The following is a 12,543-nucleotide window of genomic DNA, read 5'->3' on the forward strand; positions in this document are numbered from 1 at the left end:
CATGGAAGGATTCCTCGCCGCGCTGGTGATCAGTTTCGGCGTCATCTTCGTTGCCGAACTGGGCGACAAGAGCCAGCTCATGGCGCTGGCCTTCGCCACGCGGTACCGGCCGATGCCGGTCCTCATCGGCATCACCGTCGCGACCACGGTGGTGCACCTCGCGTCCGTTGCCATCGGGTCCGGGCTCGGCGCCGTGCTGCCGACCGACTGGATCTCACTGGTCGCGGGCGTCGCCTTCCTCGGCTTCGCGGCCTGGACGCTGCGGGGGGACACCCTCACCGAGGAGGAACGCCGGAAGGCCGAGAAGACCAGCAGGTCGGCGGTCGTCGCCGTCTCGGTGGCGTTCTTCCTCGCCGAGCTGGGCGACAAGACGATGCTCGCCACGATCACCCTGGCCACCCAGCACGGCTGGGTCGGCACGTGGATCGGCTCGACGATCGGCATGGTGGCGGCCGACACCCTCGCCATCCTGGTCGGCCGGCTGCTCGGCCGCCGCCTCCCGGAGAAGATGATCAGGTTCGGCGCCTCGGCCCTCTTCGCGATCTCCGGCCTCTGGCTGATCTTCGAGGCCGTCGCCGAACTCACCTGACGGGCGGCGAACGCCGCGCGGCCGTCCCGACAATCCCCGCCGCCCTGCGGAAAAGACGATCACCACTTACCGTTGGCGGTGAGAGGCGAAGCGGGAGAAAACGGGAGGATGACCACATGAGCAGGCACGACGAGCCCAACGAGTACGGCTTCGCCGGCGGCGCCACCGCCCCCGAACCGCCTCCGGGTGGACGGGCCGACGAGCAGGACCGCGCCGAGGAGGTGGCGATCCCGGGCGACGACCTCACCGAACCCGCCAGCGAGGCCCTCTACGAGGAGACCGACGACGAGCACGGGACCGACGACCGGCGATGAGCCGTACGCCCCGGGGCACACTCCCTCCGGGGCGCCCGCTCCCGTCCGACGGGCCGCGCCGGGGTGTCCGGCGCGGCCCACGTGCGTCCCGGGACGTGGGGAGCCACGCGTCGACCGGCCGGGCTGGCGTTGCGCGGACGGCCCCGGATCGGTCCCGCCGTCCTGGTCACGGCGTGCGGCGGCATGGGCGCCGGCCAGAGCCAGAATTGCCGCTCAGGGCCGGTCCGGGCTATCCCGGAATTGCGCAATGATCACTGGAAATTGCCCTACCGGTCGGTCCGCTCGCAGGGCCAGGGCGGAAACCGGACGGCCGGGCCGTTACCGGGCGGGCCACCGGGCCGCGCCTCAGCGTTCGTGGCCCGCTCGGAGCCAGGAGATGTAGTCGGCGGCGGCCCGCTCGGTGTCGTAGACGGGTTGGTAGCCGGTGTCCTCCCGGATGCGGGTGATGTCGAGGTAACCGTGGGTGGTCGTTCCGCCCGCCGGCAGCTCGATCCGCGCGTCGGGGACGATGGTCTTGATCGCGGCGATGACCTCGGCGTTGGTCGTGGCGCGACCGGCGCCGACGTTGTAGGTGCGGTGGGCGAGCTTGTCGGCGGTCTGCAGGAGCGCGATGGCCCGACCGGTGTCCTTCACGTAGCAGAGGTCGAGGCCGTCCTCGGCGTACGCGGGAGCCCGGAGCCCGGACAGGTCTGGAGTGCGCCCGCGGGCGGCCGCGTGGACCAGTTCGGGAGCCGGGAAGAACGGGTCGGGGTGGCCCAGCGGTCCCCAGGTCCCGGAGATCCGGTAGTTGACGATGTCGATACCGGTCTGGTCGGCCAGGTGATCGTTGAGTAGCTCGCCGATCTTCTTGAAGGCCGGGATCAGGTGCGGTGAACTCATGGGTAGGGGCAGGTCCTCGGTGAGGGCCCCTTCCGCGGTGACGCCCGAGTAGACCCCGATCGTGCTCGCGACGCCCACGCGGTTCACGCCCCAGTCCTGGGCGACCTGGACGATGTTGAGCAGCCCGCCGAGCGCGCGGCGGGCCGCGCCGACCGAGGGCTCCGAGCTGGGTGGCCAGGGCATCGAACCCGCGAGGTGCACGATCCCGGTGATCCGGTGCCGTGCGCCGATGTCGCGCAGGCTGGTGAGGTCGGTCACGTCGGCCTGTTCCAGCTGGACCGGTGCGGTGAAGCGGCCGGCCGGCACCTCCGCGTGCCGACGCTGCACGAGCACGCACTCCTCGCCCGCGTCCAGGAGTGCCTGCACGACATGCGATCCGATGAAGCCGAGGCCTCCGGTTACCAAGATCATGGCGCCTCCATTCGTCCGCTCCGCTGATTGTCAGTGAAGCTGACGATCAGCCTAGCGGTAAGATCGGTGCCATGTCGAGCGAGAGCGGGCCAGGCCCGGAGCTGAGCAGGCGGCTGGGCTACCTGTTCAAGCACGCCGCCATACGGCTGCACGAACTCCACGCCCGGGCGTTGGCGCCCTTCGGTATCGACGGGCGCGAACTCGGGGTGCTCATCGTCATCGACAGCCACGAACCAGCCTCGCAGCAGCAGGCGGCGCGGCGGTTGGGCGTGGATCGCACCACGATGGTCGCCGTGCTCGACGTGCTCGAGGGCAAAGGTCTGGTGTTCCGCCGCCCGCACGAGGAGGACCGGCGTCGTAACGTGATCGACCTGACCGACCACGGTCGGGAGACCCTGCGTCGTGCGGTCCGGGCCAGTGACGAGGCCGAGGGCGCACTGCTCGCGGCACTCGACCCCCAGGATCGGAAGCGCCTGCGCGACGCGTTGCAGCGCATCGTCGCCGCGGGTGACCCGGCCGAGGGCTGAGTCGTCTCGTCACTCTCCCTGGGAGAGAAATTGCTCGAACTCCTGGCCAGGTGAGGCCCACGTGCGTCCCGGACCGCGCCGGCTACGCCCGCGTGCGTGCTGAGGCCCCGCGGCCGGCTCGGACCGCCGGCGAGCGGTCCGTGCCGCTGACCCACCCCACAGGACGCCGCGCCTCGCGCCGGTGTCCCGGGACCGCATCCCGCCTGACGTGGCGCACCGCCGCGCCCGCCGCCACGGGCCGGATGCCGTGACTTTTCCCCGAGGCCGCCCGATGCCGAATGGCTCTTTCCCGGGTTGGTAATTCGAGCGCATCGCGCGCCACTGAAAACGCTCAACTCCGGACATAAGCCGTATTAGCCGGTTTAATGGTTTCACGAGTTGAAGACGACCTTGGGGGTTTTCGTGAAGTTCTTTGGCGTTACCGGCCCGGTACGGAGGCGCGCCTGATGGACCTGCTCCGCCAACTTCGCCACGTGCGTCGGCACTGGTGGGTCGTGCTGGTGACCGTGATGGTGGCCCTGGGTGTCAGCGCCTTCCTCACCGTCCGGGCCCAACCCCGGTACGTCGCCTCGGTGACCTTCTTCGTCACCACCCCCAACCAGGGGGTCTCGGACGCCTACCAGGGCGGACTCTTCCTCCAGCAGCGTGTCCGGTCGTACGCCGACCTGCTGACCAGCGACCGGCTCGCGCAGAGCGTCGTCGCCGAGAACCCCGTCGGCCTCACGGCGGACGAGGTGCAGCGCCGGGTCAGCACGTCCACCGAGTCGGGCACGGTTCTGCTCAAGGCGTCGGTGACCGACACCGACCAGACGCGGGCGCTCAAGGTGACCGAGACGCTGTCGGCGCAGTTCGTCGACCTCGTGCAGAAGGTCGAGACCCCGCCCGAGGGCAAGGCCCCGATCAAGATCGAGGTGGTGAGCGGCCCCCGCGTCAGCTCCAGTCCCGTCTCCCCGCAGCCCGTACGCAACCTCCTGCTCGGCGGCATCATCGGCCTGGTGGTCGGCGTGGGCCTGGCCATCCTGCGCGGTGTGGCCGACGTCCGGCTCCGCGACGCGGCGGGCCTCCAGCGGGCCACCGGCAGCCCCCTGCTCGGCGAGATCCCGTACGAGAGCGGCGCGAAGTCGGCGCCGCTGATCATCGGGGACGCCGCCACGTCGTCGCGGGCCGAGGCGATCCGGAAGCTGCGCACCAACCTCCGCTTCGTCGACGTGCACGAACCCGCGCGGGTCATCGCGGTCACCAGCGCCCTGCAGGGCGAGGGAAAGACCACCCTCTCCTGCAACCTGGCCATCGCCCTCGCCGAGGCGGGCTGGCGGGTCCTGCTGGTCGACGCCGACCTGCGCCGCCCGAAGGTCGACGAGTACCTGGGCATCGACGCCGGCGTCGGTCTCACCGACGTGCTCGTGGGCGACGTCCAGGTCGGCGACGTGGTGCAACGGTGGGGCGACAAGTCGCTGCTGGTGCTTCCCAGCGGTTCGGCGCCGCCCAACCCGAGCGAGCTGCTCGGCTCGAAGGCGATGGCCGACCTGCTGCTCGCCCTCCGCGAGTCGGCCGACATCGTCATCATCGACACCGCCCCGCTGCTCGCCGTGACCGACGGCGTCGTGGTGGCGGTCCAGGCCGACGGCGCGCTCATGGTCAGCCAGCAGGGGCGGACCTCGCGGACCCAGGTGGCCGCCGCTGCCCGGTCGCTGCACGCGGTCTCCGTGCGGCTGCTCGGCTGCGTGCTGAACATGGCGAAGATGCCGAAGGCCGAGGCGTACCAGTACGAGGCCTACCGGGTGGTCGCCGCCACGGAGCTGCCCGCGGTGCCCAGCGACCGGGCGAGCGCCGCCCGGCACGCCGAGGGCGGGGCCGGCGTCAGCGACCTGACACAGGAACTCACCCGGTTGCCACGATGAGCGCCGCGAGGGGTCGTATCGAGCGTTCGATCTCCTCGGCGCAGCGGCGGAAGTCGGCGGCGGTGCCGCCGATCGGATCCCGGAGGTCGTCCGCGCCGGGGGCGGCGGGTTGCAGCCGTCCCCGGGCGCGGGCGGCGGCCTCGACGGCGGCGCGCAGCGGATCGCCGGCGGGGTCCCCGGGCGGCTCGGCCGCCTCCGCGAGGCGCCCGAACTGGCGCAGGGTGAACGTCCGGTGCAGCACCGACGGCGCGAGCGCGGTGCAGACCGAGCGCTGCCGCCGGGTGGCGGTGAGCACGAGCGTCGCCTCGACCAGGTACTCGGCCCGGAGCCGGCGGCTGCGGAAGTCGGTGGGGTCCTCGCCGGTCTCGGCCGCGATGTCCGCGGCGTACGGGTGCATCGGCAAGCCCTCCACCGCGTCGGTCCCGGCGCTGGCCACGGTCACCGGCCGGCCCGCCAGCGCCCGGCGTGCCAGGTACTCGGCCATCGGCGAGCGGCACAGGTTGGCGTGGCAGACGAACAGCACGTGGTCGGTCATCGGGACCCCTCTCGTCGGTGCCGTCGCGGGCGGTGCCGCCACGACGGTGCGGCGCCGGCGGTCGCGGCCGGACGCGGAGGGGTTGCCCGCATCGTACGCGGACCAACGCCCCACGGGCGGCGCTGCCGCGCCGTGGCCGGCGATCCGGTCGGGGGTGCGTACGCGATGAGGATCGGCATCCTGTCGTACCACTTCCCGCCGGAACCGGCCTTCATCCCGGGCAGCCTCGCCGAGGAGCTGGCGGCCCGCGGACACGAGGTGCGCGTGCTCACCGGCTTTCCGGACTATCCCGACGGTCGGGTCTACCCCGGTTGGCGGCAGCGGTGGCGGCACGAGACGCGGGCCGAGCGGCTGACCGTCCGCCGCGTGCCCCGCTACGTGACCGGTGACGGCTCCTCCGGCGCCCGGATGGCCGGCTACTACTCGTTCGCGGGCAGCGCCACCCTGGTCGCCCGCCGGTTCCTCGCCGGCATCGACGCGCTCTACGTCTTCCAGATGCCGGCCGTCAGCTTCGCGGCGGCCGGTGTGATGCGGCTCCTGAACCGGGTGCCGACCGTCCTGCACGTCCAGGACGTCTGGCCGGAGGACACCCCGGGCGCCGACGGGCGGTGGGGGGCCCGGATCGCGGCCGCGATGGGCCGGACCTTCCACACCGCCGACCGGGTCGCCGTCGTGGCACCGTCCATGCGGGACCTCGTCGTCGCGGCGGGCGCCGACCCGGCCCGCGTCTCCGTCGTCCTCAACTGGACCGACGAGCGGATCTTCCGGCCGGCGCAGCCGAGCGCCGCGGCCCGGGAGCTCGTCCGCCGTGACGGGCGGTGCGTGGTGATGCACGCCGGCACCATCGGCGCGCGGCAGGGGCTGGAGACGGCCGTGCGGGCGGCCGCCGCCCTCGACCGCACCATGGACCTGGTCCTGGTGGGTTCCGGCGCGGACGAACGGCGGGTGCGGGGGCTCGCCGCCGAGCTGCGCGCGGAGAACGTGCGGTTCGTCGAACGGCGCTCGCCGTTGGACATGCCGGAGCTGTACGCCGCCGCCGACTACCAGCTGGTGATGCTGCGGGACCTGCCCGAGCTGCGCGGCACCGTGCCCGGCAAGGTGCAGGCCGCGCTGTCGTGCGCGGCGCCCGTGGTCGCCTCGGCCGCCGGGGACACCGCCGACCTGGTGGAACGGGCCCGGGCGGGGCTCTCCTGCCCGCCCGAGGACTGGGCGAGCCTCGCCGACCGGTTCTGGCTGGCCGCCACCATCCCGGCGTCCGCCCGGGTGGACATGGGCCGGCGGGGACGCGAGGCGTACCTGCGGGAGATGTCGCTTCCGGCGGGCGTGGACCGGATCGAGCGGCTGCTCCAGGAGGCCGCGGCGGGCCGCCGGGCCGCGTGACGCCCGCGAGCGAACTTCGCGTACGCATCCAGATAGGCCATAACGTCACGATTCCCGTCTCCAGAGTGTTAAGAACACCGGGAGGAATGGGGTCTTCTGTCCGGTTCCAGGGAACGGGGAGTGTGCGGTGACGGAGAGCGAACGACCGCGTCGGCGACGGAGCCGGTCGCGGCGTCGGCGGCGGGCGCGCCTGCGGCGCATGCTGCTCGCCGGGCTGGTGGTCGGCTCACTGCTGGCGCTGACCGGCGGCTGGGTCGGGTTCCGGGGCTGGCAGGCCCGCGCCCACCTGCTCAACGCCGCCGGGCTGGCCCGGGAACTCAGCGCCCAGGTCGTCGGCGGCGACACCGCACGGGCCCAGCGCACCCTGGCCGCGCTGCAGGAGCAGTCGGGCGCCGCCCGGCGGGCCACCGACGACCCCGGCTGGGCGCTGGGCCGGCGTGTGCCGTTCGCCGGGGACGACCTCGGCGCGGTGCGGCGGATCGCGGTGGCGGTCGACGACCTGGCCCGCGACGCCTTCCCGGCCCTGCTGCGTGCCGACCTGTCCAGCCTGGTGCCCTCCGGTGGCCGACTCGACGTGGGCCGGTTGCGGACCGTCTCGGCCGACCTCGACGGGGTCAACCGGACGGTGCAGCAGACTCGCCGTGACCTGGCCACCGTGTCGGGGGACGGGCTGGTCGCCCAGGTCCGTCAGGCCCTCGTCGACCTGCGCGGCGAGATCGACCGGCTGGCCACGTTGACCACGGCGGCCGACCAGGGTGCCCGCCTGCTGCCGCCGTTGCTCGGCGCCGACGGCCCGCGGCGGTACCTGCTGGTCTCCCAGAATCTCGCCGAGCTGCGCTCGACCGGCGGCATGTTCGGCGCGTACGCGGTGATCGAGGCCGAGAACGGCCGGGTGAAGATGGGGCGGCAGGGCAGCAGTGCGTCGCTCGGCCGGTTCGACCCGCCGGTGAAGGTGCCCGCGGAGGCCCGCGCCCTCTGGGGTGACCTGCCGGGCATGTATCCGGCCGACGTGAACCTCACTCCGCACTTCCCGACGGCCGCCGCGCTGTACCGGGAGATGTTCCGCCGCAAGACCGGCAGCACGGTCGACGGGGTGCTCGCCGTGGACCCGGTGGTGCTGTCGTACCTGCTGAAGGCGACCGGACCCGTCGTCGTGCCCGGCGGCGTGCCGCTGTCCAGCGACAACGTCGTGCGGACGCTGCTCAACGAGGCGTACCAGCGGCTCGAACCCCGGGAGCAGGACACCTACTTCGCGGCGGCGGCGGCCGCGGTCTTCGACGCCTTCTTCACGAAGAATGTGGATCCGAAGGTGTTGTTGTCCGTATTCGACCGTGCTATCACCGAACGCCGGATATTGTTCTGGAGTGCCCGACCGGAGGAGCAGCGGACGTTCGGCGAAAGCCGACTGGCCGGGGCCCTTCCGGAGAAGGACACCGTGCCGGTCGTCGGCGTGTTCCTCAACGACGGCAGCGGCGCGAAGCTCGGCTACTACCTGCGGCCGGCGGCGACCCTCACGGTCGGTGAATGCCGACCCGACGGCCGCCGGGAACTCCGGTTGCGGGTGACGCTGCGGTCGACGGCGCCGAAGTCCGGTCTCAGTGAGTCGGTCCTCGGCCTCGGAATGGCGGGTGATCCCTACACCGTACGCACGTTGGTGTCGGTGTTCACCCCGACGGGTGGGGCGGTGCTCGACGCCCGACTCGACGGGACGGAGACGGCCGTGGGCGGCGGCAGCGAACGCGGCCGCCACGTGACCACGGCGAACGTCGAGGTCCGACCCGGCGCCAGCCGGACGTTGGAGCTCACCGTCCTGACCGGAAAGAAGACCGGCACCGGTGAGGCCGAGCTGTGGCTCACGCCCACGGCCACCCCTTGGACCACCCAAGTTGATACCGCACCAAGCTGTGACCAGTAGGAGGGAACCAACCATGCGGCTATCCCGCATCATCATGGCGCTCACGGTCGGCCTGGCCGTGGTGGCCGTGCCGACGGCAGCGGGGGCGGCACAGCCGCAGCCGACGCCAGGCGTGACGGACACACCACAGCCACCGCCGTACACGCCCCAGCTACCCGCGTCGCTGACCGTCCAGCCGTCGTCCATCGACCTCGGCGACACGGTGAACCTCATCGGCGAGCGATTCGGTCCGAGGGAGACGGTGGACATCGTGGTCACGGTGACCCCGCTCGCGGCCCCGGCCGCGAACCAGGCACCGGCCCGCCGCAGCGACGGCACCACGGTCGCGATGGCCCCGGTCGCCTACCAGGCGAGCGCGCCGCTGAGGTTCACCGCGCGCACCAACGGGGACGGCAAGTTCACCCGCAGGTACAAGCCGTCGGTGACCGGTCTGCTGACCTTCACCGCGACGGGCCGCGACTCGGAGCGCACCGCCACCGCCCAGCTGCAGGTCCGCGGCCAGGCTCAGCCGCCGGCGCTCCCCGTCACCGGTGACAGCCTGGGTACGCCGATGAAGATCGGCGGCGGCCTCGCCGGCGCGGGCGCCGTGCTGCTCCTGCTCACCTTCGCCTGGCGGCGCCGCCAGCGTCTGGGGGCGGGGTCGCACTGAGGCACCGCGCCGGGCGGTGCCCGGAGTGGTAACGAGACTGGCGCCCGTCGGATCCGATCCGGCGGGCGCCAGTCTCGTGCGGTCAGGCGGGCATCCGCGCCGGTGGCGATCCCGCTGCCGCGTCTCCGCCCGCAGCCGCGCGTCGATGTCCGCCACCCCGCGCCGCCCTCGCCCGTCGATCATGAGGTTGGCGGGGACGAACCGGACGACGCGCCTCGCCAACCTCATGATCAGCCGGAGTTGTCGGGGGCGGTGGGCGCACCGGGTGGTGGGCGGTGGGAACGCCCGGGGACGCGGTGGCGGCGGGCGTACAGTCGGGCGGTGGAACGTACCGAATCATTGCCGGCGCAGACGCGACCACCGGGCGTGGCCGCCGTCGATCCCGGCAGCGTGCTCCTGCCCGGCCACGACGTGCCCCTCGGCCGATACACGACCGTGCGGCGGCTCCTGCCCCAACGCCAGCGGCGGATGGTCGGCGCCTGGTGCTTCGTCGACCACTTCGGCCCCGACGACGTCGCCGAGCGGCCCGGCATGGAGGTGCCGCCGCACCCGCACACGGGCCTGCAGACCGTGACGTGGCTGCTGGACGGGGAGATCCTGCACCGGGACAGCCTCGGCAGCGTCCAGCCGATCCGGCCCGGCCAGCTCAACGTGATGACGTCGGGGCACGGGATCGCGCACTCCGAACGCTCACCCGAGGCGCACCCGCCGGTGATGCACGGCGTGCAGCTCTGGGTGGCGCTGCCGGACCCGGCGAGGGCCGGCGCCCCCGACTTCGCCCACCACGCCGACCTGCCGCACTGGAGCGACGGCGGCCTCGACGTGACGCTGCTGGTCGGTGAGATCGGCGGCGAGCGGTCCCCGGCCGTGGTGCACACCCCGCTCGTCGGCGCGCAGCTCGAACCGGCCGGCGCGGATCCGGTCGCGTTGCCGCTGCGACCCGACTTCGAGTACGGCCTGGTCGCCATGTCGGGCTCGGCCGAGGTCGACGGTGTGTCGTTCGCGCCGGGTGACCTGCTCTACCTCGGCACGGGGCGCCGTCAGCTCACCCTGAGCGCCACGGCGGGCAGTCAGCTGCTCCTGCTCGGCGGGACGCCCTTCGAGGAGCCACTCGTGATGTGGTGGAACTTCGTCGGCCGCTCGCACGAGGAGGTAGCGGCCGCGCGGGAGGACTGGATGGCGGGGCGGCGCTTCGGCGTGGTCGCCGAGGACCCCGCGCCGCCGCTGCCCGCGCCGGCGCTGCCCACCACGCGCCTCAAGGCCCGCGACCGCAGTGGCGGCGTCCACGACTGACTCCCGACGATCGAGGCGGCGGCGTGCCCCGGCCCCGCGCCGCCGCCCGGCGTCGCGGAGCTGCCGTGCCCGCGCCGGCGAACTCGACACGAGCCGGCGCCGGGCATCGGGTAGACGAGCCCCGCGCCCGCGCCGCGTGTGACCGGTGGCGGCGCGGGTAGTCGGCGGCATGCCGATCGCCAGCATCGAGGACAAGAAGCGTCTGGTGCGCCGCCTCGCCGGCAGCGGACGCGGATTCGCCGAACAGTACGGCTTCCAGGTCACCAACAACCCGTCGAGCCTCTTCCAGCTCCTCTACCTGTCGGTGCTGCTGGCCAGGCGGGGGGACTTCCGGCGAGCGGTGGACAGCGCGCAGGCGCTGCGCGACGCCGGATGGGACAGCGCCGCCCGGCTGGCCCGCTCGCTGCACGAGGACCGGGTGCGCGTACTGCGCGAGGCCGGGCAGCGGGGTGACGTCGCCGCGCTCGCCGACACGCTCGGCGATCTCGCCCGTACGGTCGTCGACCGGTACCGGGGCGACCTGCGCCGGCTGCGGGCCGCGGCGCACTACGACCCTCGCCTGGAGCGGGAGCTGCTCGCCGAGCTGCCCGGCGTGGACGGTCAGGTCGTCGACCTGTTCCTGCGGGAGGCGCAGGCGCTGTGGCGCGAGGTGGCTCCGGTCGCCGACCGCCGTGCGCTGGCCGCGGCGCGCCGGCTCGGGCTCGGACGCTCCGCCGGCGACCTGGCCGGGCTCGCGGGCAGTGGCGAGTCGGAGCGGCTGGCCTGGCTGGTGGGCGCGCTGGCGCGGGTCGACCTGGAGAAGCGGTACGCGGAGGTCATGAGCTGATCGGTGCGAGTGGCCAGGCCCACAGGCCGAATTTTCTTGACCATTCGGCTGATGCGCATTGTATGATGATCGCGGTCGTCAGGCCCGCCCGGTTCGGGCGTATCAACCACCCGGCGGCTGCGGCCCGGTTCGGGCTCGTCCGGCACCGGGACAGGTTCTGTGTGGCGCCCCAGGTCGCGGTTCGCGGCCCGGGGCGCCCGCCTGTCTTCGGGGCCCGGTCGGCGGCACCCGCGGCCCCCGGTCGGCGGCGGCGCGCCGGATCCCCGGCTCGTGACGCGCTCACGCCAGGCCGGCCAGCAGGTTCACGGTCACCGCGACGACGAACGCGCCGAACAGGTACGACAGAAGCGAGTGCATGAGGACGGTCCGGCGCATCTCCGGGCTGGTGAGGTTCGTGTCGGAGACCTGGAAGGTCGCGCCGACCGTGAACGCCAGGTACGCGAAGTCCGCGTAGCACGGCGGCTCCGCCTGGTGGAAGTCGACGCCCCCGTCCGGACCCGTGTAGTAGACGCGGGCGTACCGGGCGGTGAAGACGGTGTGCACGACGAGCCAGGAGAGCAGCACGCTCACCACCCCGGCCGCGCCGTACAGGTCACGCGGCACGCCCCGCGGCGCCATGGCGGCGGCAGCGATCACCATGACCACGGCGAGCAGGCTCGCCACACCGGCGCCCACCAGCACGATGTCGCGGATGGCGCGGTTCGGGTCCTCGAACGCGGCCAGCCGGGCCGTCCGGGCGGCGTCCATCGGCCAGATCTTGCTCCACACGATGGCCAGCCAGGTGGCCGCCGCCACGTCCCAGCCGGCCAGCGGGGCGAGCAGCGGCGAGACGAGGAGGCCGAAGCCGACGCCGACACCCAGCCCGACCAGCGCCACGATGGCGATCTGGGCGACGGCCGGCGTGTGACCGTCCGGCGCGCGGGGCCGGACGAAGGCGCTCATCCGCCGCCACCCGTGCCGCCGTCGACCGTCGGCGCGGGCACGGTCGGTCAGATGCCGCGCAGGTGCTGCGAGACCCGCGTGTGTGGTTCGCGTGCCTGGGCCGCCCGCTGCGACCGGCCGACCTCCGGGGCGGCCTCGATGCCCGCGGAGCGGGCGACCTCGTTGCCGTTGGCGTAGTCCACCGGCGGCAGCGCCCGCAGGGCACGCAACACGTCCGGCGGCGCGCCCTCCCGTTCGGCCTCCCGGATCACGTCGTCCTTGTCGGCCGGGTAGTCCAGGCTCGACAGGTACTGCAGGACGTCGGCGTAACTCGCCATGGTGTCGACTCCTCCGGGGATCGATCCGGTCACGACCGGCGGCGGTTACCCGCCACCCGGCCGCT

13 protein-coding genes are annotated in these 12,543 nt (G+C 73.3%); 9 read left to right on the plus strand and 4 right to left on the minus strand.

The window, feature by feature from the left end; translation table 11 throughout:
* The first annotated feature begins 1 nt into the window (after position 1).
* Both OG994_RS06730 and OG994_RS06735 read left to right on the plus strand, forming a co-directional pair.
* On the plus strand, positions 2-589 hold the full coding sequence (locus tag OG994_RS06730; RefSeq protein WP_328852557.1) for a TMEM165/GDT1 family protein: 588 nt from the start codon (positions 2-4) through the stop codon (positions 587-589).
* Positions 590-705: 116 nt separating this feature from the next.
* A complete protein-coding gene (locus tag OG994_RS06735) occupies positions 706-903 on the plus strand; it encodes a hypothetical protein (RefSeq protein ID WP_120326827.1) in 198 nt (65 codons plus the stop codon).
* A 345-nt stretch (positions 904-1,248) separates the two neighbouring features.
* On the opposite strand, the gene OG994_RS06740 is transcribed toward OG994_RS06735, so the two are convergent.
* Positions 1,249-2,193 (minus strand): NAD-dependent epimerase/dehydratase family protein, encoded by a 945-nt coding sequence (locus tag OG994_RS06740; RefSeq protein WP_328852558.1) that lies wholly within the window; start codon positions 2,191-2,193, stop codon positions 1,249-1,251.
* 71 nt (positions 2,194-2,264) lie between these two features.
* On the opposite strand from OG994_RS06740, the gene OG994_RS06745 reads away from it, so the two are divergent.
* Together OG994_RS06745 and OG994_RS06750 are read left to right on the plus strand one after the other, a co-directional pair.
* The gene (locus OG994_RS06745; protein WP_328852559.1) at positions 2,265-2,720 is read left to right on the plus strand and encodes a MarR family winged helix-turn-helix transcriptional regulator; all 456 of its coding nucleotides are present in this window, start codon (positions 2,265-2,267) and stop codon (positions 2,718-2,720) included.
* A 446-nt stretch (positions 2,721-3,166) separates the two neighbouring features.
* Entirely contained in the window at positions 3,167-4,621 is a 1,455-nt protein-coding gene (locus OG994_RS06750; protein WP_120326828.1) for a polysaccharide biosynthesis tyrosine autokinase, read from the plus strand.
* Here the strand turns inward: OG994_RS06750 and OG994_RS06755 are convergent.
* A complete protein-coding gene (locus OG994_RS06755) occupies positions 4,602-5,156 on the minus strand; it encodes an arsenate reductase/protein-tyrosine-phosphatase family protein (RefSeq protein WP_328852560.1) in 555 nt (184 codons plus the stop codon). The two genes, OG994_RS06750 and OG994_RS06755, sit on opposite strands and share 20 nt — an antisense overlap.
* Positions 5,157-5,321: 165 nt before the next feature.
* On the opposite strand from OG994_RS06755, the gene OG994_RS06760 reads away from it, so the two are divergent.
* The 5 genes from OG994_RS06760 to OG994_RS06780 all read left to right on the plus strand — a co-directional run bounded on the left by OG994_RS06760 (position 5,322) and on the right by OG994_RS06780 (position 11,219).
* Complete coding sequence (locus OG994_RS06760; protein ID WP_120327075.1) at positions 5,322-6,536, plus strand: glycosyltransferase family 4 protein; 1,215 nt, start codon at positions 5,322-5,324, stop codon at positions 6,534-6,536.
* A 199-nt stretch (positions 6,537-6,735) separates the two neighbouring features.
* The gene (locus OG994_RS06765) at positions 6,736-8,451 is read left to right on the plus strand and encodes a DUF4012 domain-containing protein (protein ID WP_328852561.1); all 1,716 of its coding nucleotides are present in this window, start codon (positions 6,736-6,738) and stop codon (positions 8,449-8,451) included.
* Between the two features lie 13 nt (positions 8,452-8,464).
* Positions 8,465-9,100, plus strand: a complete 636-nt coding sequence (locus OG994_RS06770) for a hypothetical protein (protein ID WP_328852562.1) — start codon at positions 8,465-8,467, stop codon at positions 9,098-9,100.
* Between the two features lie 321 nt (positions 9,101-9,421).
* On the plus strand, positions 9,422-10,393 hold the full coding sequence (locus OG994_RS06775; RefSeq protein WP_328852563.1) for a pirin family protein: 972 nt from the start codon (positions 9,422-9,424) through the stop codon (positions 10,391-10,393).
* 169 nt (positions 10,394-10,562) lie between these two features.
* Positions 10,563-11,219, plus strand: coding sequence for a nucleoside triphosphate pyrophosphohydrolase family protein (locus OG994_RS06780; RefSeq protein WP_120327076.1), 657 nt, complete (start codon positions 10,563-10,565; stop codon positions 11,217-11,219).
* Between the two features lie 279 nt (positions 11,220-11,498).
* On the opposite strand, the gene OG994_RS06785 is transcribed toward OG994_RS06780, so the two are convergent.
* The gene (locus OG994_RS06785; protein WP_120326833.1) at positions 11,499-12,161 is read right to left on the minus strand and encodes a DUF1345 domain-containing protein; all 663 of its coding nucleotides are present in this window, start codon (positions 12,159-12,161) and stop codon (positions 11,499-11,501) included.
* Positions 12,162-12,208: 47 nt separating this feature from the next.
* Complete coding sequence (locus tag OG994_RS06790; protein ID WP_120326834.1) at positions 12,209-12,478, minus strand: DUF2795 domain-containing protein; 270 nt, start codon at positions 12,476-12,478, stop codon at positions 12,209-12,211.
* Positions 12,479-12,543 lie beyond the last annotated feature (65 nt).

This window comes from Micromonospora globbae, assembly GCF_036184225.1.
Classification (GTDB): Bacteria; Actinomycetota; Actinomycetes; order Mycobacteriales; family Micromonosporaceae; genus Micromonospora; species Micromonospora globbae.

Coding starts and splice junctions, on each gene's coding strand:
- OG994_RS06765 (WP_328852561.1), top strand. CDS start 6,736: ATGCTGCTCGCCGGGCTGGTGGTCGGCTCACTGCTGGCGCTGACCGGC.
- OG994_RS06745 (WP_328852559.1), top strand. CDS start 2,265: ATGTCGAGCGAGAGCGGGCCAGGCCCGGAGCTGAGCAGGCGGCTGGGC.
- OG994_RS06730 (WP_328852557.1), top strand. CDS start 2: ATGGAAGGATTCCTCGCCGCGCTGGTGATCAGTTTCGGCGTCATCTTC.
- OG994_RS06735 (WP_120326827.1), top strand. CDS start 706: ATGAGCAGGCACGACGAGCCCAACGAGTACGGCTTCGCCGGCGGCGCC.
- OG994_RS06755 (WP_328852560.1), bottom strand. CDS start 5,156: ATGACCGACCACGTGCTGTTCGTCTGCCACGCCAACCTGTGCCGCTCG.
- OG994_RS06785 (WP_120326833.1), bottom strand. CDS start 12,161: ATGAGCGCCTTCGTCCGGCCCCGCGCGCCGGACGGTCACACGCCGGCC.
- OG994_RS06790 (WP_120326834.1), bottom strand. CDS start 12,478: ATGGCGAGTTACGCCGACGTCCTGCAGTACCTGTCGAGCCTGGACTAC.
- OG994_RS06740 (WP_328852558.1), bottom strand. CDS start 2,193: ATGATCTTGGTAACCGGAGGCCTCGGCTTCATCGGATCGCATGTCGTG.
- OG994_RS06750 (WP_120326828.1), top strand. CDS start 3,167: ATGGACCTGCTCCGCCAACTTCGCCACGTGCGTCGGCACTGGTGGGTC.
- OG994_RS06780 (WP_120327076.1), top strand. CDS start 10,563: ATGCCGATCGCCAGCATCGAGGACAAGAAGCGTCTGGTGCGCCGCCTC.
- OG994_RS06770 (WP_328852562.1), top strand. CDS start 8,465: ATGCGGCTATCCCGCATCATCATGGCGCTCACGGTCGGCCTGGCCGTG.
- OG994_RS06760 (WP_120327075.1), top strand. CDS start 5,322: ATGAGGATCGGCATCCTGTCGTACCACTTCCCGCCGGAACCGGCCTTC.